We start from the raw sequence: 20,436 nt of genomic DNA on the forward strand, positions 1-20,436 counted from the left end.
ATAATAAGAAGCCTAGTCCGCTCAAAACATGCCTAAAACGACATTTTCATGTCCTAATTGGCAAAAGCAACTAAATAAGTAAAAACAATAAGAGAAATAAAACACATTAGGAGAAAGCCATGTCTGAACAGGATTTCAAGAAACACCGTATTGGATTCATCGTCCTAGACGGATTCAGTATGATCGCCTTTTCAAATGCCATTGAGGCATTTCGCATGGCCAATTATGTACGTCAACAAGAGCTGTATCACTTTCACGTCGCCGGCCTCGTAGGCTCCCATAGCCTAGCCAGCAACAATATTGCCGTCATCCATACGGCACAAATGCATCAACTACTCACCTGTGACTTAGTGTTTGTGTGTGGGGGATTTGACCTACAAAAGCTGAACAACCATTCACTCAAGACTTGGCTACAACGACTGGCACAGCAATCTATTCCGCTGGGTGGCTTATGCACGGGGTCATACGCCCTTGCCGATGCTGGGCTCATGTCCAACTATCAAGCCAGCATCCATTGGGAAAACATGCTAACGGCAAAAGAGAAGTTTAAACACGTCCAATTCAATCTCACCATTTTCACCATTGATCGGGATCGATACACCTGCTCAGGCGGCTCCGCGCCCTTAGACTTATGCATCAACATTGTGAAGCTGCATCATGGGCGTAAGCTCTCAGAAGAGATTGCCGAGCAATTCACGCTGTCAACGCTTAGAAAAGAGGATGAGCTGCAGCACATCCCCCTACCGGTACAAAATAACAGCGGTTACAATTACGTGATCGAAGCCTTGGCCTTAATGGACGCTAATTTAGAAGACCCATTGCCTATCCGCGAACTGGCACAATTTCTGAACATTTCAGTACGCCAGCTAGAGCGCTGGTTTAAGACTTATTTCAGCAAGCCGCCGCAACAATACTATACCGAGCTCAGATTACAGCATGCAAAAAGACTGCTCAAACAAACCAATATGAGCATTATGGACATTTCTTTGGCCTGCGGCTTTTCCAACCCTTCTAGCTTCAGTAAAGCCTATCGATCACAGTTTCAACTCACACCAAGGGCCACCCGAGTCGCCCTTTAAAGCGGTTGCACGGCCTCACCAGTCGTGCAGCCTGTCGCATTCCTTTGGGCACCAAGCCGATGCTTGAGGCCCAAAGAACATCCGTTAGGCCATCCGCATCTGTACGCTCCCTCGTCAGCTTCTCTTGTTTGACTTACACCTTATGCCCCCATCGTCTTTCAGGTCGTTATGCCTCAGTGCTGCAAAGAATTAACGCAATACTGCCCAATCCTCATCAGATGCCATTTATGGACGCCGCAGCCCTTCGCACACACCCTACTGCGAAGGCAGCCAAGCATGCTCCCTCACAACAGTCACCTCAGTTAGGCCAACAGCAAGATCGGATACGGTCTGGCACTCAGACTAAGAGGGTACTCAGAGCAGAAAGTCTGAGAAGAAAAGCCGCTGCTTCAGCAATCCCCTTCTTTCCATTAAGGATTAATACATTGATATTTAATGTACATTTGATAATGGGTGCAATCATTCGCCCACAGATTACGATGCCCGATACAGTCAGACTCTTGCCCGCTGACCCGTTGCTTAGGCATAGCCCAATTTTTGGCATTTCAAACCAGCCATTGCTGCTGCTTTGTCAAAATCTTATATCGGATAGGGATCACGTAGCTTATAACCATAACCAATTTTCACCTCATTATTCGGCCCTGTATGGTTAATAACTTTTAAATATTTTGCACACCCTGACAACAGCACCAAGCACACCATACTCGCCATAAATTTAAATTTATTCACCTCAAAATGCTTTTCCTTAAAAACAATCACAATGACATATACACCATTATAAATATATCTAGTTAAATAATATATAATCATGCGGTTGCGCCTTGGTGCCAGATAGGGACAGATAAAGAGGCGCCGCAATCGCACCCCCGAATCCCCCTCAAGATACACTGGGCATACCCATCCATAACAAAAGCATCAATCATGGATAAAGCCCCAAAAAAGGATAACCGTATGAAGGTCCCTAACACACCGCTTTTTAAAAGGTGCACACAATCTTTTTTACTTCTATTTGGCTTCCTACTCCAGCCCAGCATAGCCAATGCCTACCAAGTTGATATCGGCTGGGCACCTGGATTTATTTCAGAATACAATTATGCGCAAACATACATTGCAGATTCAGCAGGCAAGGTCATCACCCACTTTGGCGGTAGAAACTCTGCCGGTGGTGCACTAGGTACGGGCGTACAAAACAGCCCCAAGGCAGACTTCCCCACACCAAGCACCATGCAGGTCACTTGGTTATCGTTTAAGGATGGCCATTTTTGGCAAGCGAACATCAATTTGCCCGAAAAACAAATAACGCAGTGGCTTAATGAGCGTATTCAAGGGGTTTTTGTGTCACGGCCCCAGCAAAAAGTGCCAAGATACGATAAGCTGGTTGTGAATGTCGGCCCTAAAGGCGCCGTGTATGTATTTCTTGGTGGCGTCGACATTAAGCTCATTGGCCAATATCAAGGTAAGCAAATAGACATTCCTTGGGCAACACACGTCAAAGAAACGTGGTCCAGCGCACCCGCTCACCCTGTGACTCAAAGCCAATATGTCAAAAATATTCAGTCATCACGTCAAGACACCCTAAGTCAGGCCGAACAGTTTGATGAAAAAATATTCCGTACTATTAAATGGCGGCTAACCGTCAACCAGCCGAACGAATTGATGGCGTATACGGCTCAAATGATGAATGGCGAAGATCAAACCATTTTAAATCATCTTGACCAAGCAATTTTAAACGCCACACCAAAGCTGTTGATTTTTGACGTAAAAAAAGGATTAGAAATAAAGCGTTATCGCGTAAAGTTGGCGCCTGAAATTGAGGCTTTTTTGGATAAACAGTTTAATCTTCAAAACCATATAAATTTTAATCTAGACTTCCCAAATCCAAACGAGGCCAGGTTATATTTAAAACAAGGGACACAAAAGATCGAATTTAAGAAGATAGAAGTTGAAGAAATGACGCCTTAACCCCTCCTATCATTCAAAAATAAAACCAATGGGGATGGGAATACGCCATACTGAAGGAAGCCTTAAAAATTCATGATGCGTCGCTTGGAAGATGATTTGTCAGCCAAGGCAGTTCACCCATTGTGATCTAGCCACGTTGAACCCATTAAATTTTATCAATTCATAAGGTATGATATGAAAATAAGCTACATCGTACAGTCCTTCAGCGAAGAAATGAGGCTTGGCAAGCCAACTCTGGTTGCCAATACCCCACGCCAAGTCAATACTAAAGCCGAAGCCATCAGTCGAGCACAGCGAGATGCAGAGCGTTTTGCTGGGGTAATCGCGCTATCGCAAGAATACGACGACGAAAGCAATGAATTTGGCCGAATGGAGGTACTTTTACAAGCAGGAACTGTACCCGAAGGCATATTAGGCGATTAACCTTAAGGAGCTTTATCATGAAGACATATGCAGCTGTAGTTGTGACATTCACCCTATTAACAGGGTGCCAAGTCATGAACCAAGATCAAGAGCCGATGATTGGGATGGCTAATCCAGCATCTGTCTTCTGCGTCGAGAACGGCGGTCAGACTGAGATCCGAAAAATACCGTTGGGTGACGTAGGCATGTGCCACCTACCTGACGGTCGCGTGATTGAAGAGTGGGCACTCTACAGAGCCCATAATCCAAGCTAGTATTTACACCCTCCCCCTCTTTTCAGCGGAGGCATTGCCCACAAAAAAAGCCCCAGGAATATTGCGCTTCCTTAGGGCTGCGGGCCACTCTCTCGTAAGTAATAAGCCCATAGATACCGTAACACACCAGCCATGATCACATAGTGATGATCATCAAATGCCTCACAAAAACCACTCGGTTCACTCAATGATTAGGCTGCAGCCACAAAACGCCGACCGACTTTCTTTTCTCAAACAAGCACCACGGTTTCTTAATCATTGCTGGTTTCATCATTTGTTCGGTTTAAAAAAAGCCCAAACACCGTTCAAGGCATTTGGGCATTAAGGAAATGTTATGAATGATTATAGGACTATCAACATAAAGACAAGTTTCATAGCACCATCAATTTTTATCCCTCACCACCTCATTTAGAGCGCAGACAAGCCTTCTATACTCACTAAAATACCCAGCGCTAGCAAAACATGCTGGGATAAGTAGGCTATCTCTGGCTCAAACGTTCAAAACACAACCCCTATGAAAGGCCGTGAGTAGAGAGTATGTCAGCATAAGTCTTTGCAGATCTAGACATTGATGCTGCGATTGATGGATTGTCGAGGCGGTGACATATTAAAAATAGTCATTGAGATACTGACGCATTGATTTTTCTAAGCATCAGGAATTGAGCCTATTTTGTGCCAATATAGTCAAGGTGTGTTTTTGTTTGATTCTGCTCTCGTTTATTTTTAAATGACCAACTTCCGATCAAAATCAATTGCGCATGGTCAGCATGCCAGTACAAATACCTCACTCCGATTCAGACACGGCCAGCCAGCAGCCTATTAACTTGATTCAAATAAAATAAAATACAAAAAAAGCCGATAGCGTCCAATACACGAGGCCCAAATATAAATGTAAAAATCCCCTTGGGGCCGTTAGCCCCACAACCACAACGCCCATTAAACTGATAAAGGGCATAGGCATGGCCAAGAGCGCGCAAATACGGCCATTTTCAAAAAAATCAAAAACTTTACCGCAGCTTGATAACCAATAGGTACTAGAGAGGGCACAAATCATTGCTTGTATCACCGTATATTTCATAAAACGTCTTCATGCCAAACAATATAATGTAATTTATTCGTACATAGTATTATTTAAGCACAATGCATTACACATTATTTACACGTATTTACACAATAAAATATATATACTCTATGCTTCTCCTGCTCACTAAAGCTAAAGAATAATGATCAAACAATGACTAGCCTCCTTGTCAGCACGTTCCTATGACCAAACTCACGCTGCGGCTTCGGCACCATGCCCTTACACAAAGATTTATTGATCAAGCAATATCGGGCATGCTCAGCCAATCAGATTACTCTTTTTTACGAACAGCACGCTTCACCCTAAAGCAATCAACCTGCTTCAGTACATCAAGATGAATCTCACGTCCCGATTAAATCTGAGGCAAAAAGCTAGATACACGCAAGGTAATTGGATGCTGCTTATCAGATCTGTACAAGCTTATGGGCTATTTCTACAGGCATAATTCGATAATTGGGCCATGATCATCTCCGGAACAACAGGTGCCAAAGATTCATTCAACTTCTCATTGAATAAAATCTGCCCATTAAAATCAATTGCCCTTACCCACCCCATCTTAAAAGAGCGCGATTGACAATTAAATGCCAAAAAAGCATCACTGATAAAGTCACCGTTTAAACTTTTGAATTTAGGATTTTCAAATCGGACCCAAACCCCATTACTCGTCTTGGTATCAGGCAACACATAATATTTAGTCCCATCATCAGGCCCGGTCATTTCTATCAGGTCGGCAGCATAGGACGCACTTACTAAAAATAGCCCTGCAAACAAGATCAATAATTTATTCATTACTAAAACCCAAAATAATCGTACTTTAATCATACCTTAAACTTAAACGAAAGCAGTCAGATATCGTACTCAGCTACGGACGCCGCTTAGTGCCCCGACCTTGAATATTCAGCTAGCTAAAGCATGAAGCAACTCACACCCAACACAACACATAGGTGGCCTGCAGCAACCCAATCCTCCCTACCAATAAACGTACTCTTCGATAGCGTTTGCTCGCATCACAATAAAACAGGAATGCTATATAAAGGAGCCTCGATATTTGGACAGTCAAATCACGGCCATCCCAAAACTGTCAGAAGTCGCACTGCTCGTTGCAGAACAATGCTGTAAACACCACGTGAGCAGCGCGATTGTTATAAATAGCGCATTAAGTTCGGCGATACAAGCTCTTCAAAGCTTACCTACTGGCGCGAACCCAAAGAACAGTCCGGCACCTAAAAAACGGACGCCGCTGAACCCTTCCCCCCCCCTTGTAAAAGTAATCACAATAGGTAAAATTAATCCTTATCCGAATGGGCTCGCCCTGCCGCCGCAGCGTACGCCTAATATATAAACCCATGCATCTTGACCAACGCCTTAGACCCAGCTTAGGATGCCCATTAAATAGATAGATAATGATGAAACCTTCTTTTTTAGCGCCTCTTGCCCTAGCTTTGCTGTGCCATGCTGCATTCATTCAAGCCGCACCGATGGACGTCAAGGCTCAACATGCCATTGCCAAACTGTATCTAAACGGTTCTGGTGAGGTGCCTCAGAATGATCAAGAGGCAGTAAAATGGATGACCAAGGCAGCCGAACAAGGTCATGCCGAAGCCCAATATGTCCTTGGCCAACTCTATGATGAAGGCCGCGGCGTGGCTCAAAACCTACCCGAAGCAGTCAAGTGGTATACCAAAGCAGCTGAACAAAGCCATGCTAAGGCGCAGTTCAACCTAGGCTATAAGCACAAGCATGGTGAGGGTACGCCGCAAAGTGATGCTCAGGCCATCAAATGGTATACCCAAGCGGCAGAGCAAGGCATTGCGGCGGCCCAATTTAACCTTGCCTTACTCTATGATATGAGCCCCACGGTTCAAAATAAAGCCTTGGCGCTGAAGTGGTATGCTCAAGCCGCCAAGCAAGGCCATGCCAACGCCCAAAATAATCTAGGCGTCGCCTATAAAGATGGCCAAGGCCTACCACAAGACTATGGCCAAGCCTTAATCTGGCTGAATAAGGCTGCCGCTCAAGGCCATACAGACGCCTTGTATAACCTCGGCCTCATGTACGATAAAGGCCTTGGGACTCAGCACGATCCGAAAACAGCCGCCAAATGGTATGCCAAAGCGGCCGAACAGGGTCAACCCAAAGCCCAATACAATCTGGGGCTGATGTATCAAAAAGGGGAAGGCGTACCTAAAAGCGAAGCCAAAGCGTTAGAGTGGCTGAAAAAAGCAGAAGCTCAAGGACGAAAGGATTAAAATTAGGCGCTCATCCAACAAAGATGGGCGCCTTTTTTAGGCTCAAGCTTCAGACACCTTACGTTAATCACATCGTATGTTAATCATAAATGTAGATATGCTTAGCTATGCTCTTTGACAGAGGCCTGCCCCTCCGTCATGCCCCAAAGAATAGCTGCACATAATAGCGTGTACTATACGAATGAGACGTCATGATAAGCAATGAACCCAACATTCAGCGTTGGATCGTTAAACGTAAAGCTGAGCTCACCAAAAGAATCATCAGAGGCAAGGCCAACAACCGAAGCGACACGCAGCCACAGCCTCACGCCAGCTGAGGAAGTAAGCGTTGAGATGTAAGCATGGAAAACGTCCTTAGCAGGCCCTTATTCGAATGAATAACAAAGAGGGCCCCCACCTTTCTCTGTTATCTGCCGATTACTCAATTTTAGTGGTACAAAAAAAAAGCCCACGATAAATATCGTGAGCTAAGAAGAGAACACTCTCCTACGTATATCCTACGCTGATGGCACTACCATGAAACCATCAATGGAGAAACACAAACCACTACCATTACAACTGGAGGTAACCGTGGTTCTAAGTACAGCATCGCACGGTCACTTTACAATCCAATAAGAATCAATCAAACGATAATGATTCCTATTTAGATTCATAATATCACATAAAATAAATTAGTCTAGTATTTTTTATTGAGATAGACAAAAAAAGCCCACGACACTACTCGTGGGCTTTTTTTAATATTGGTCGCGACAACCTACCTTTACCCCCAGCTGATTCCGCGGCGCGGCGCCACGACAGGCCGCCTACACCTAACGCACCGCATTGGAACCGCATACCACATAGCAACAGGGAAATATCGGCATTATTCTTTAATAAGAGGCCCTATAAAGGGAAGACTGCCATGGCGATTGGACCTTGAGTGACCTAGTAACAAAATATAGATATGCGAAAGATGCAAATATTGTCATCAAGACGCTCCAGTTAAGTAAAAGACACGCCTTATAAAATGTGCTCAGAATTAAATATTTTCAAAACTAATTTACTAAGCATTAAGAACAACGCTTTGACTCACTTTTAAGCTCTTCACCAGTATCAGTATTCATCACCTTTAAAGAGGCTTTAGGATGTACCTGACACAAGGCTATCTTAGCGGTGTAGATGCCACGGCCAGATGCCATCATACGAGGCCCTTTAATCACCTGGCCAGATTCATCATAAGCAATCACCTCATAGTTGCCACTCATCACAACACAACCATTCAATAAGCTTATCGCAGCCAACATCATGAATATTTTCTTCATAAAAACTCGCTCATATCATTAATATTCAAAATAAATAAAACAATATCATATTCCTCTAGTCTAAACCACTAAAATATCAAGCTTACTCTAAAGGATTAATCATCGTCACAAGGCCTCAAGCACGCATGGGCTAGTGATTTTGTTTGCTTACAACACTCATGCTTCCAACAGTCCGCTCAGGGTACCGAAGTATCCAACATTGCTTTTTAATTGCCTCTTTTTATCCTGTCAATTAGCTTTAAAGCGTTATAACCCCGCCTAAACATTGGCCCCATTACACACGTCACAAAGTATCGAGTTTACATCGATCATTCGTTCCATAGTGATGAGCCCGTTCTTGGCCAGGAAGAAGACCCAGCCAAGTTGAATAGTAGCCAAGGTGAATGGACGGTACCCATACCGTCATTGGATCGGATAGCCGCCTAGAAATTAAGTAAACCATACAGGGTTCAGATAAGGCGCATTTAATCGTGCGCCTTGATGTGACTACCCAATAAAAACCAATGATTACTAGGAAGCTTAACTACTTAAACATTGGTATTTAACAGTCACCTCGTAGTTACTACAAGTTCTATTCACCCATCCGCTATGGCCAATACAGCTTTCTTTAGGGCCACCTAACCGTTTCGCCTCGTTATAGCCCCACTTCTGGCAGCGCTTAGTCGAAATTTTATCCGTTGTTTCAATAATATCGCGAGGAGGCTCCCCACGACGACTTACTTTATAAGTATAGCCAACGTTAACAATGCCAGCGCGCTGATCTTCATTCATCACTCTGAGCATCCTGAAATTATCAGCACAACCCGAGAGCAATGAGACAACGAAGGCAACACTGATTATATTTTTCAAAATAGTCATAACAATGGCTCTTTAAAATTAAAAATAATTTAAATAGTAACAGGCTTTAGTCAGGATAAAAATAAGCTTTTCTATAAAATTTTCAACGAAAGTAATTTAAGACATGTACACGATTAACTCAGTTGGATGGAGCATCCGCCTTATAAGCGGACGGTTACAGGTAGGAGCCCCATATTGTGTGCCAAACCACCCCAAAGGAACAACATCCATGGGCACTAAAAAATAATGTGACGCCATTATTGACTACCCCCACAAATGTCAAAAACATAAATATATTCGAATGTATTACCTATAGCTTAGGGCTACTCAGCTAGAACATAAAAGCGAGAGACAAATCCTAGAGTCAATTCAAACCGGATTCCACTCTCGTAAAATTAATAAAACTCATACAAAACAAATAGATTAATCATTAACAGAGGCAGATTCCTTGCCTCCAAAACAAACTAAATGATCTAGAGAAACTCAGAGAACCTTAGAAAAAAGGACGAAAAAGAACCCCAAAAGCCTTATGCTTTGGGGTTCTTTCTTTAGGAGAAGATGTTTTCTTAAAACATCCCGCCAAGTATCTGGCGGAGGCGGTGAGATTCGAACTCACGGAAGGGTATAAGCCTTCGACGGTTTTCAAGTCCCTCGCATCAGAACTAAACTATTGAAATATAAGGCTTTCACTTCCTGCAAACCCAGTGTAGAGCTGCCTATATAAGTCACATCCAGTCACAATTTAGTCACACACGACAACACAAGTGTCACCTCACACTCTCCGCCAATTCGAATCTCACTTTGTCCGCCACATCCTACAGCAAAATCAAAACCCAATCCTTCGCCTCATGCCTGAAAAGCCGTCTCAAATTTCACAGCATAGCCGGCAATCAATTGCGCCTTATCTGTGCCGTTGATGATGCCCTACACCAGGTTAAATATGTGAACCATGCTTACAAGCTTATTAAACAGCCCTAATCATCAGCTAGCTTAAATTTCGGCCATCTATTGTACCCAATGCTTGGATTGTTGGACTCTAGCTTTAGGATCCATTCCGTTTCCTTCGCGTTTAAAGCCACAGAGTCAACGCTTTCTACGTACCATAGTATTTCTTTGGTAATAGTTAATTTAACAAGCTGCTCATGTGTTAAATCTTTTTCTATAAGATCGCTAGAAGCGCTGCCAAAATAATTAACACTATCAGTAGAGTCTTGCCCAATATAAATTTTACCGTTAGGGTATGTTATTTTATAAATACTCGGCATTTTTGCTATTTCCCACTAAATCAATTATTGAACCCTACATGAGCCGCCTAGCAATGCAATCTAGGCGGCTCACTTGTTTCCTGAGTCTACCATCAATCCAACTCAAAATAATCCAGAGGATTTAATCGATTGCCAAGCCAGGTGCCGGCGAATGCTTTGGTGCGCACCTCAAAGTATAGACTCGAGCCTTTGCCCACCAAACTCTATGGCAAAACCAAAATCCAATCTTTTGCCTCGTGCAGCAAAATTAAATCGGCGGTAGCCTCTTCTCCCAGCTCAACATATCGGCGCGCACTTTCTCCGAATAGTAGTCGATAGGCTTCAGCTTCGCTTCTGTAACGCTCACAAGCGGCGCTGGCATCACAGGGCACACTTGTAGCACTTGCGGCATTGAGTTGCTGCTGCAAGCTGTTAGCAATAGTGCGCATGCCAGACAAACTACTTTCAAGCTTTTGTTTTTCACGTTCTAACTCCTTTTGTTTTGCCAGATAAGCATTAGCCCGTTTTTGGTTCTCAGCATTAACCTTGGCTATGGCATTAATGTGATCCTGATTCTGCTTCGATACAGTGTCTGCCTTGCCACTTTTGTAGCCTGTCCGATATTCATAGATGCCATAAATGTAAACAGCGGCGGCGCACAAAATGGCCAGCATGAAGCCAGCCGCAACCGTGTAAATGGTTTTGTTAGCCATAGCTAAGCCTGACCAGTACGCATCATTTCAGACAGTCGTGTAGCTCGTCCTTTAACCTGCGTCGCCCATTTACTTAGAAGCATGTTGCTGGCTGCCTTGGTGTAATCGCCTGACTTCACATAGGCCAAGGTATTTTTGAAACTGAGCAAACCATTAACACCTAGATTGAATGCCATATTCAACAGCACACGCTGACGAACATCATCAAGCGTACGCCACCAAGGAATGTTGATATCCAGTAACTTAGAAAATCGCTCAATGTCGTTATTCAATAGGTAATTGATTTCGTCATCACTGAGCTTGCCACCTTTACGTTTATCAATCAGCCGGCCAACGCCAATCGTCCACCAACCTAGACTGTCTTGGTAAGCACTAGGCATCACGCCTTCATCGCGTCGCAGCTCGGCTACCATTTTATTCATGTCCATAACATGCCCTTTCAATTAAAAACAAGGACATGTTATCTAGGCCACTAGGCCTTAAATCGTGCTGTTCCCTTACTTGGCTGTTGACGTGTCGGCGAACTCGCCTTGGGCTGTATGGTAATGTGAATCGCCAATATCGATGCCATTGTGCGTAATAGTGCCACCCTTAAGTGCTAAACCGCCTTTGGATGCAACGGCCCCACCCTCAGTCGTTTGCATCCCACCATCCATATTCGAGGCCTTATCAAAAGTATTCACGCCGGTTGATTGCAACGCTGTGCACTCAAACTTAATGTCTGGCGCCTTCAGCAAAATATTCTTCCCTGCAATCAACTCAATCGTGTCTTGCTGCCACCGACGAATACCGGTGATGTTCCCACTCTCTGGCTGACGAAAACCCATAATGATCGGGTAGCGTTCATCATTGGCCAAGAAGTCGATCCAAACCAATTCCCCACCCTTAATTTGCACCTCAGTATTGTCGTGACTATCCCCCAGCGCATACAGCAGATCAGCTTCAGGCAATAGCTCCGCCCCATCTGTGAGTCCTGTCACTTCAATTCGTACCTTACGGCGGTCGCCGTCATAGCTTTTAATCACACCTGGCCATAGCGCCATTATTTAACCCCTAACCAAAATATTGATCGCGATTCTTCTTGGCCACTGGGCATCCTCATAAAGGAATGTGCGGCACTGATCACGATGAACTTTACGTCGCCCTGTAAAATAATATCGCCGGCATGCACCTCTGGCGAATAACGACAAGGCACCTCTTTAGCATTCAATAAAACCTGAGACATTGCATGTAGCTGAGCCGTGGTTTTGTGGGGACTAAATTCCACGGCCCGAGGCTTCGCAAAGTCCCCCTTGGTGATGCCACCGCTGGTACTGGTGCTGATGTAGGAAGGCACCTCATGCCGCTCAAGAAAACCACTCTTTTTTGTGCTGTCAGTGAAGGCCGGCAAAGACATCACCGGTTCTTGATTAAAAAGGTCATTGATTCGCGCAAAAGAAAGCGCGTCATTTTCTGGGCCCCAGCGGACAACGCCACCATATTCCTGACAAATTCGTGAAATCTGATAGCTGGGGGTCATGCCCTTATAGCAGTAGAATCGATCAATGATAAAATCTTTTTCAATGGCCGACTTACCGCCACAAGCTTTATAGGCCGCAGAAAGGCTGATCCGCTCGCCTACGAAAGCTCGCTCTAACCGGTACCCAATGCCACGGCTATTTGAGTGCAAGGCAATAATGTGTCTAACCTTCACTTCGCCTGCCTGGTAAACAGGACTCACGCTGTCTCGAGCAAACACAATTGTGACGGGTGTTAGGTTGCGGCCCACCTTTATTTCACTCCCTTCCAGCAGCCCCAAGGCAATACTTTCATCAAGCCTTAGCTTGGCTTCAAAGGTAACGGGAATGGGCTCTAAGCTACTGCGCAAGGTGTTTTCAAGTATGGCCTCACCCGATACAACGAGGCCACTGTCCAGCTGGATGATCATCCTTGGTCACCATGCTCGTGGTTCCACTCACCATGCGGCAGTTGGCCAGGGCTTGCATTCACATATCCACCATTAATGTGTTGATCATGCTTGTCGTGGATGTCCATATTGACTTGTTGCACTGTCCCTTTTGGGTTTCCATAAACAAAAGGCATTGGGAAGGTCAGCGTTAAGTCCCACACATAAATAATCAGGTTGGTTCTATCGGGCACGTCCACAGTGTCATCCATAGGCTCGTAATTATCTAATGAGCACGTTGTTGTGAACTCATTGCCGTCATGGTGCCAATTGATTGGCCAACGCTTATTTTGAAATTCTTGGATGTAAAGCCGAAGTTGATTCGTGATGGCAATAGCCGTTTCTTGCTCATGAGCAATAAAGCACAGCTGAACCCGCCATTCATTGTGAGCCATTTTTACTGGGTAATAGGCGCCAGAATCGTCACGCAGCATCACTTCGTTAATGTCAGCTAGGCTTCGGCCACGATCAACGGTGATAGGGTTCATGCCTTTGGCGAACGCCAGCAGAACGACTGGCAGCGGCGCATTAATCGCTGAACCGTCACCACCATTACTTGCCCGTTGGTACTGGTCTAACATCTTATTGACGTCGTCAACCATGCGTGCGGGACAAACAGCCATGCGAGTTTCACGCGGCCGGCTAATCATTTTTCCTAACTGATCAGTAATGGGCATTAGTTGATCAATGCCGGCCATGACGTGCTTAATGAAGGCTTCACGCACGGCTTTGGAACGGCCAAGGTTACTGTTTTTCATCATAGACACCTACAGCCCTTCACTAACAAACAAATCTGGCTGAGATAGTGTCATTTGAAGTTTAGTGACATTGCCTGCAATAAAATGCTTTTCTTTCTTGCGGTCATTTAAAGCACGGCCGGCGATGCTCCCCTCTTTAAAGGATTTCTCATCTCGTTTTAACCATTCATCTATTTGTCGTTGAATATCTTCTTTAATGGCTTTACCTGTTGTCCAGTACTCATATAAAACCATGAAACACTCTTCCTGATACCGAATAATCAGGTCACGCAAATCCTCACGTACTTTAGATGGGTTGATGCTGAAGAGCCAACCATTTAGCTTTTTAAGCGGGATACATAACATCTTGTATTGCTTAAGATCTGATCCAGTCGTGGTCATATCGCCACAACTAAATCTTGTAGAGCTTTTAGCAAGTTTTCTATGCTGGCTCTTCCAATCTAAACCCATCGCTTCAACAATTGGCCTCATAGCCACAAACACCTCACCATCTTTTTCTACAGCTACTAATTTTCGTCCACAAAATGGCACCAGTAATGTTTGATTCATTATGTCGTCCTTAACCCTTTATCACTTAAATAGGAAACATAACCACGAGGCGGCCGTTATAAAGGATTTAGGCCACCTCTACCACTTGCAAATGGCGGTTATGTAAAAAAAGCCCACTGCATGGGCAGTAGGCTTATTGTTCCGTACTTTTAATCGGGTAAATCGTGGCGTTCCCTTCTTTAAAAGACAAAAAATCTAGGCATTAAATTACTATTATGATGAATTAAGTCTTGTGAAAAAAGATAATGTATATATTATCAATAGATAAACAAACAGGGCCCTAAAATGACAAATTTAGATTTAATGAATCGTATAAGCGAATTCTCACGATTACGAGATTGGGATCAATTTCATACCCCTAAAAATATCTCAATGGCACTAAGTGTTGAAGCAAGCGAATTAATGGAAAACTTCCAATGGGATAGAGATGCAGATACACCTGATCAATACTCAGAAAAAAAGCTAGTAAATATCCAGCATGAAATGGCCGATGTTTATATTTATCTTTTAAAGCTAGCCAGTATTCTTAATGTCGACCTGGATGAGCTTGCTACAAAAAAACTAAAAATCAATGAGCAAAAATATCCTATTGAATTAAGTAAAGGCAATTCTAAAAAGTATACGGAGCTATAAGTATGCATCAAATTTTTGTTTTTACTGCCGGTAATAAAGAAGCACGTACACACTTACAAGACTCCATTTTAAAACCTGTAAGCTTCAGCAAATTAGCATTATCAAAAGACCCATTACTGAGCAAAAATACTGCCCTAACGCTTGGTGGCAAAAAAGACTTTTACGCCTGGGGAGCCGTTCCTGGACAAAGAAATCCTACAACATGGTCGGCCATGGTTCCTGGTGATTATGTTTTGACAGTTTATGACAATGAATATCACTTTATCAGTCGAGTCATCACAAAATTTCATAGCCCTGAAGTGGCAAAAGCAATCTGGGGAATAGACCCTACTGGTCAGACATGGGAATACATGTATTTACTAACTACCCCCACTTCAATTCAGAAGAATGTAGGCTTAATTAACGACTTAAATAAAGCCTATAGAGGATTTACAAAAATCAGTGATGCAAAAATTGCGAGTATTTATAGTAAATACAACTCTATTGAAGAGTTTTTGAATCAACAGTTCAACTGCAATATCACAAGTACGTTACCTCAAAATGTTATTCAAAATAACGAAATTCAACAGGCAGAAAATATCGAAGATGAAAAGACTTATGACCCAAAAGATATGGCAGATGGTCGAAAAAAAGTAATTACTGAAATCGTGCGCCGACAAGGACAACCTAAATTTAGAAAAGCGGTTTTAAAAGCCTATAGCAACACTTGTGCGATCACTCAAACAACAGTGGAGTCAGTATTAGAGGCGGCACACATTACGCCTTACCTTGGTGAGGAAACTAACCATATCAGCAACGGTATTTTACTTCGTGCTGATATACACACTTTATATGACCTGAAACTCATTAGAATTAATATCAATGGAACCATCCATGTATCTGAAGAGTTATTAAAGACCGAATATGCCCAATACCATAATCAAAAAATTAACTATCCTAGTGATAAAACATTTTGGCCTAGTCCAAAAGCATTAAAAGCTCACTTCGATTCTTAAGATAATAGAGACCAACATAAAGGCCACCCGAAGGTGGCCTTTCAATCAATTAGAAACTACTTTTGCACATACCGGCATATATAGAAAGTCCTGTACTCGTTCTAACCGTTGATGTGTATTTCGTAATAAATGTCGCAAACCAGAATACTCCATCCAGCAGCCACGGGTATCATAGCCTTTGCTTTCAAGTTGGCGTAATAAGCTAACTATTGGCACCTGCCCTCTATAACGCTCACCGTAAAGATCAACTAAGCTTTTATAAGTCAGAGCTTGTTCACCGAAATCATCATAAAAAACACTCTCCGGAAATGGTTGCATATTAAGCTCGAGTGGCTTCTTCTTAGGCTCATCAAACAACGGGTGAGTAAAGTCATCGTCTAACAATTCACCATGCAACACACCCTTTTCTACCGCAACACGGCTCATAAGTGACACAATAGAAGTAAACTCTTCTGGTGGTACTTCTTTATACGAGACGCCATACTTTGCCTTAATCGAACTCCAAAGTGTTATCGCCATACTGGCTTGTTTATCCTTTGGCACTTTACCCACTAGCTCTTTGTGAAAAGCTTTAATCGTATCTTGCTGTTCAATGGTTAGGCCATTTGGTAAAGCTTTGCGAGTTTTCTCTTTTCTAAGGCGTGGGTTAATTGCCTCACCCTTAGTCCAGTAGTCATGCAAAACTTCGAAACATTCTTCTTGATACTTTATAACAGTGTCGCGGATTGACTCTTTTACTTTGGCTGGGTTAATACTGAATAGCCAGCCGTTAAGTTTTCTAATTGGGATGTAAAGCATATCCTGAATCCCACTTTTAGTAGGTGTACTGATATCAGTACACCCATGTTTCAACTTGGAATTTTCAAGCTTTTTCGCCTGAGCCCCCCAATTTAATCCCATCGCTTCGACAATTGGCCTCATTGCAACATAAACAACTTCACCAACCTTTGCAGTGATCAGGTTGCTTCCATAAAACGGTACTAACGTGGTATTATTAGGCATAACTTTTTCCTTCGCTTGGTTTAAGTTTATTGCCTCAAAGGTTGCCGCCTTTGAGGCATTTTCATTTCTACGCTGTTTTTTGATCATTCTTCATCGCCTTTTCCAGAATATAAATAATTTCACTATTCAAGCTTCGGCGATTCTTTGTCGCATTTTCACGTACCCACTCAATAATTCCTGTTGGTATGCGGTATTGCGAACGGTGCAATTTACTCTCTGTCATTTTCTTTCCTTTTCTGTCACTATTTAGTGACACACAGTCACTTTACGTAATATTTAAGTTAGTGTCAAATAGTGACATGGAAAAAGATACTTACAGATCGCAATTTCGGTTGCCATATGACCTATACTTGAGACTAAAGCAAAGTGCTGACAATAACAGTCGATCACTAAATGCTGAACTCATCCTTCTTTTAGAGGAAGGGCTTGATCTTCGCGACAAATTAAACCCTCGCTTTTATGTACACGACCCAAATCACAAGTCTAAAGACCCCTTGGTAGTAGATAAAAACATCACGGATGAAGAGTACATGCAAGAAATGATTGCTCGAGTAAAAAAGGAAATCAGTAAAGAACTTAGTGCTGAGTTTGAGGAAAAAATAAAATTATGGGTTAAAACTCCTTCTAATAAGAAATAAGATGAGCTTTTGATCAGTCAAACAAAAAGCCCAGCAATGCTGGGCTTTTTACATTCACAATAATATTTCTACTAATACTTTCTGATTTCAGAAGGCTTTTATGTAACAGAGGCTAAATCCACATAAAATCATCCTACTCCGACCAACATATCATCACAACCATCCCACCAAATAAATTACTTTTTCTGTATTTAATATTGACTAACCTTAAAAAGAATACCAACTGGAGATTTCTTTACTTTTCTATTTTGCTCAATTAAATCACGATATCGTTGAGGAATTTCTTTTAACTTAGGAGCATCAAGAACTTGATCAACAGCAAAAGCTGCAAGCCCCCATGCTGGAGTTCCAGTTAGAGCAGCACCAATTCCTATAGTACCCATTACCACCCATGAGCCAATATCTTTACCAGCAAACCTCCAATTTTTTGCTTTCAACTCATCTAGCTTCTTTCTATGAGAAGCAAAGCTTTGCTCAATATTTTCTAATATTTGATCTCTCGTCCTATGACAATTGGTGGGATTAGTACTTATTAACTCGTTAATATTATTTCCTAGAATATTCCTAACCTCCTCTAAAGCTCCTTGTTTCCTTAACTCCAATAAAGATTCAGGTGGAATATTTCCTAACCAAGGCAAACTAGTATGAGATAAATCATTCAGACCCTTCAGAATATGTAGATTTTCTGATTGATAATATTTTTGAGCTTTCTCGGCATCATACTCCAATTTCCAGTTAAAAAATTTCCAAGAAGTTTCTGCTTCAATAATTGGTGTACCTGAAAGTTGACGTGATTTAAGTAATAACTCATTACTTACACACATTCTTCCTTCTGCTTGCATCTGAAATAACAAGCCCGGCTCGGTCATACTTAAAGGATTAAAATCACGACTTCCTAATGCTTTTACTATTTGCTCCTCAAGACTACCATGCCAATTTGTATCAAATAAAACTCTACTTTTATCCTTAATAGCTTTTACTGCTTTTTCAACAGTATTTAGACTTAAACAGAACTCGTTAAAATCACCTAGATTTTCAAAATCAATATCAAACAGTTTACTTGCATGAATTAGAGCATCATCTTGTGACAAGTTATAAATAAAATCTATGCCATTTTCTTCTAAGTATGGCAAATCAGGGAGAATAACTACGATAGGAGTATCAATATCTGTACATGCTAATTTTTTATATTTTAATAAATTCAAACCATGTTTAATAAAATAATATACTTTACCTTCTGAAGCATAACTCTGAAATATATGAGTAGACCTTATATAGGGATCAGGTAAAACTATAGTATCTGTGTAAATGCCACATTTAGAAGCTATATTTTCATTATGTGTTGGAAATAAATCTCCACCAAATACACCCGTTATATTTTCAGGTTTACCCTCTAAATGCCAATACCCAATATCTCCAATATTTCTCCAAAAATTAAAAAGCATATCTATAAAATCAGGAATCTGATGAACGATATCTTCGACAAACTCTTTATTTCTAGAAAAGTATTGGGCCACATCATGAGGAGTAGCTTCAGATTCATTCATCTGACGATAAAAGTCACCAAAATTTCTTTCTATGATTTCAAAGTATAGGTTTTGAATTTCTTCTAAAGAAATCTCTTTTTTTAATTTATCCCTAGTATCAAAATGTTCTACCGCTAAAGCCATTGAACGGAGACGGCCATCTACTGACTCTAGAACGACCTCACCGGCATCATCATATTCAATTTGACTAATGCTTTTTAGAAGCTCTTTTTCTAAATGCTCAGCAATAAAAACTTTTCCTTCTTTTAGTTTCTCTTGAAGTATTTTCAATCTATATCTGAGTCTTTCCTCGTATAATTCCTGCTCTTCATTTCCCATGATTTCTTCCCCATATTTAAATATATTAAGATATCGAGGCCGATTAACACTTTACACCTTATCATACGATTCAAGAAGAACCTGACTCATCGATATCCCGAACAATTAGTACAATTAAATAAAACAAAAAGATTCCAATTATAATAAAACTATCTGTTTACTAAAACAAATTATCAATCTCAGCCCCTTCTCTACCGGGGGCTTTATTCTCATACTTAGGATGTGGCTTGTCGTCTAATACATTAGCCTTATTCTTACCAGTCTCACGACTTTTAGATGTATTAGTGTCAGCTATAGCACCAACACTCGATGAATTAGTATCATCACTATCAACAACCCTCTCTGAGGTCACACTGGAACCGCTAGTTGTACTCGTAGCGGTATTATCCTTACTGCTCTTTGAGCATTGAGAGATGATAGCGAAAAAGATAAACATCCAAAAAATAGTTTTAATCAGCTTCCAGAGCGTACTTTTCTTCTTAACGGGTTCTTCCTGATAGTATCCAAGCACTCGATCTTTCTCTATCTCGAACTCTAAATCAGACAGAACACCTTTATCGTGCAGCTTAGACAACCTTGTTAGCTCATTACTAACAGAAGCCCTAGTATTTCTTGAGCCTGAGGCCATAGCCCGACCTTTATTACCACTGAGCTTCGTTCTGTATGATAGTCCTGTTCCAGGTATACCTGTATTAAGATGAGTCCCTCTCTTCCCAATATTAACGCTAGCACCTCGCCCACCAATCGTTACACTAGTGAAGCCTTTCTTACCTAGATTCAACTTAAGCCCTTTTCCTAGCTTAATTGATTTTCTAAACCTGAATCCCATTACCTCTCTCCCACGCAATAAACTTTTAATCACAGTAATTTTTTATTATATGATTATAACGTATTTATATTGGGTATAG

21 protein-coding genes are annotated in these 20,436 nt (G+C 42.0%); 8 read left to right on the forward strand and 13 right to left on the reverse strand.

The features are described from left to right. Positions 1 to 119 precede the first annotated feature (119 nt). The 4 genes from AB8Q18_08215 (at position 120) to AB8Q18_08230 (ending at position 3,718) form a co-directional block, all read left to right on the forward strand. Positions 120 to 1,079 carry a GlxA family transcriptional regulator gene (locus AB8Q18_08215; protein ID XDZ50181.1) on the forward strand — a complete coding sequence of 320 codons (960 nt, stop codon included), beginning with the start codon at positions 120 to 122 and terminating at the stop codon, positions 1,077 to 1,079. A gap of 921 nt (positions 1,080 to 2,000) precedes the next feature. Further along, the gene (locus AB8Q18_08220) at positions 2,001 to 3,041 is read left to right on the forward strand and encodes a DUF2931 family protein (GenBank protein XDZ50182.1); all 1,041 of its coding nucleotides are present in this window, start codon (positions 2,001 to 2,003) and stop codon (positions 3,039 to 3,041) included. A 174-nt stretch (positions 3,042 to 3,215) separates the two neighbouring features. Next, complete coding sequence (locus tag AB8Q18_08225) at positions 3,216 to 3,464, forward strand: hypothetical protein (GenBank protein XDZ50183.1); 249 nt, start codon at positions 3,216 to 3,218, stop codon at positions 3,462 to 3,464. 104 nt (positions 3,465 to 3,568) lie between these two features. Further along, complete coding sequence (locus AB8Q18_08230) at positions 3,569 to 3,718, forward strand: DUF333 domain-containing protein (GenBank protein XDZ52912.1); 150 nt, start codon at positions 3,569 to 3,571, stop codon at positions 3,716 to 3,718. Between the two features lie 1,501 nt (positions 3,719 to 5,219). Here the strand turns inward: AB8Q18_08230 and AB8Q18_08235 are convergent. Then, a complete protein-coding gene (locus AB8Q18_08235; protein ID XDZ50184.1) occupies positions 5,220 to 5,588 on the reverse strand; it encodes a hypothetical protein in 369 nt (122 codons plus the stop codon). A 614-nt stretch (positions 5,589 to 6,202) separates the two neighbouring features. Here AB8Q18_08235 and AB8Q18_08240 point away from each other — a divergent pair. Continuing rightward, positions 6,203 to 7,048 carry a tetratricopeptide repeat protein gene (locus tag AB8Q18_08240; protein ID XDZ50185.1) on the forward strand — a complete coding sequence of 282 codons (846 nt, stop codon included), beginning with the start codon at positions 6,203 to 6,205 and terminating at the stop codon, positions 7,046 to 7,048. Between the two features lie 1,049 nt (positions 7,049 to 8,097). Here AB8Q18_08240 and AB8Q18_08245 read toward each other — a convergent pair. From AB8Q18_08245 to AB8Q18_08280, 8 genes are all read right to left on the reverse strand, one after another. Further along, complete coding sequence (locus tag AB8Q18_08245) at positions 8,098 to 8,349, reverse strand: hypothetical protein (GenBank protein XDZ50186.1); 252 nt, start codon at positions 8,347 to 8,349, stop codon at positions 8,098 to 8,100. 519 nt (positions 8,350 to 8,868) lie between these two features. Beyond that, on the reverse strand, positions 8,869 to 9,207 hold the full coding sequence (gene yecR, locus AB8Q18_08250; GenBank protein XDZ50187.1) for a YecR family lipoprotein: 339 nt from the start codon (positions 9,205 to 9,207) through the stop codon (positions 8,869 to 8,871). A gap of 1,447 nt (positions 9,208 to 10,654) precedes the next feature. After that, positions 10,655 to 11,143, reverse strand: a complete 489-nt coding sequence (locus AB8Q18_08255) for a hypothetical protein (GenBank protein XDZ50188.1) — start codon at positions 11,141 to 11,143, stop codon at positions 10,655 to 10,657. Positions 11,144 to 11,145: 2 nt separating this feature from the next. After that, entirely contained in the window at positions 11,146 to 11,571 is a 426-nt protein-coding gene (locus tag AB8Q18_08260; GenBank protein XDZ50189.1) for a glycoside hydrolase family protein, read from the reverse strand. Positions 11,572 to 11,640: 69 nt separating this feature from the next. Then, a complete protein-coding gene (locus AB8Q18_08265; GenBank protein ID XDZ50190.1) occupies positions 11,641 to 12,186 on the reverse strand; it encodes a hypothetical protein in 546 nt (181 codons plus the stop codon). After that, positions 12,186 to 13,070 (reverse strand): hypothetical protein, encoded by an 885-nt coding sequence (locus AB8Q18_08270; GenBank protein XDZ50191.1) that lies wholly within the window; start codon positions 13,068 to 13,070, stop codon positions 12,186 to 12,188. The genes AB8Q18_08265 and AB8Q18_08270 overlap by 1 nt, the downstream gene beginning before the upstream one ends. Continuing rightward, the gene (locus AB8Q18_08275; protein XDZ50192.1) at positions 13,067 to 13,849 is read right to left on the reverse strand and encodes a hypothetical protein; all 783 of its coding nucleotides are present in this window, start codon (positions 13,847 to 13,849) and stop codon (positions 13,067 to 13,069) included. The genes AB8Q18_08270 and AB8Q18_08275 overlap by 4 nt, the downstream gene beginning before the upstream one ends. A 6-nt stretch (positions 13,850 to 13,855) precedes the next feature. After that, the gene (locus AB8Q18_08280; GenBank protein XDZ50193.1) at positions 13,856 to 14,395 is read right to left on the reverse strand and encodes a phage antirepressor N-terminal domain-containing protein; all 540 of its coding nucleotides are present in this window, start codon (positions 14,393 to 14,395) and stop codon (positions 13,856 to 13,858) included. A 285-nt stretch (positions 14,396 to 14,680) separates the two neighbouring features. On the opposite strand from AB8Q18_08280, the gene AB8Q18_08285 reads away from it, so the two are divergent. Then, the gene (locus AB8Q18_08285; protein ID XDZ50194.1) at positions 14,681 to 15,028 is read left to right on the forward strand and encodes a nucleotide pyrophosphohydrolase; all 348 of its coding nucleotides are present in this window, start codon (positions 14,681 to 14,683) and stop codon (positions 15,026 to 15,028) included. A gap of 2 nt (positions 15,029 to 15,030) precedes the next feature. After that, positions 15,031 to 16,023 carry an HNH endonuclease gene (locus AB8Q18_08290; protein ID XDZ50195.1) on the forward strand — a complete coding sequence of 331 codons (993 nt, stop codon included), beginning with the start codon at positions 15,031 to 15,033 and terminating at the stop codon, positions 16,021 to 16,023. 45 nt (positions 16,024 to 16,068) lie between these two features. Here AB8Q18_08290 and AB8Q18_08295 read toward each other — a convergent pair whose 3' ends face one another. Both AB8Q18_08295 and AB8Q18_08300 read right to left on the reverse strand, forming a co-directional pair. Next, entirely contained in the window at positions 16,069 to 17,112 is a 1,044-nt protein-coding gene (locus AB8Q18_08295; GenBank protein XDZ50196.1) for a phage antirepressor N-terminal domain-containing protein, read from the reverse strand. After that, a complete protein-coding gene (locus AB8Q18_08300) occupies positions 17,093 to 17,248 on the reverse strand; it encodes an Arc family DNA-binding protein (protein ID XDZ50197.1) in 156 nt (51 codons plus the stop codon). The genes AB8Q18_08295 and AB8Q18_08300 overlap by 20 nt, the downstream gene beginning before the upstream one ends. 76 nt (positions 17,249 to 17,324) lie before the next feature. Here AB8Q18_08300 and AB8Q18_08305 point away from each other — a divergent pair, with 76 nt between their 5' ends. Then, positions 17,325 to 17,663: an Arc family DNA-binding protein gene (locus AB8Q18_08305; GenBank protein XDZ50198.1), complete on the forward strand. Its 339-nt coding sequence runs from the start codon at positions 17,325 to 17,327 to the stop codon at positions 17,661 to 17,663. 191 nt (positions 17,664 to 17,854) lie between these two features. Here the strand turns inward: AB8Q18_08305 and AB8Q18_08310 are convergent, their stop codons facing one another. Together AB8Q18_08310 and AB8Q18_08315 are read right to left on the reverse strand one after the other, a co-directional pair. Continuing rightward, positions 17,855 to 19,528 (reverse strand): hypothetical protein, encoded by a 1,674-nt coding sequence (locus AB8Q18_08310; protein XDZ50199.1) that lies wholly within the window; start codon positions 19,526 to 19,528, stop codon positions 17,855 to 17,857. 160 nt (positions 19,529 to 19,688) lie between these two features. Beyond that, positions 19,689 to 20,357, reverse strand: coding sequence for a DUF4236 domain-containing protein (locus AB8Q18_08315; GenBank protein ID XDZ50200.1), 669 nt, complete (start codon positions 20,355 to 20,357; stop codon positions 19,689 to 19,691). Positions 20,358 to 20,436: the final 79 nt, after the last annotated feature.

It is taken from the genome of Neisseriaceae bacterium CLB008, from assembly GCA_041228285.1.
Taxonomy (GTDB): Bacteria; Pseudomonadota; Gammaproteobacteria; order Burkholderiales; family Neisseriaceae; genus JAGNPU01.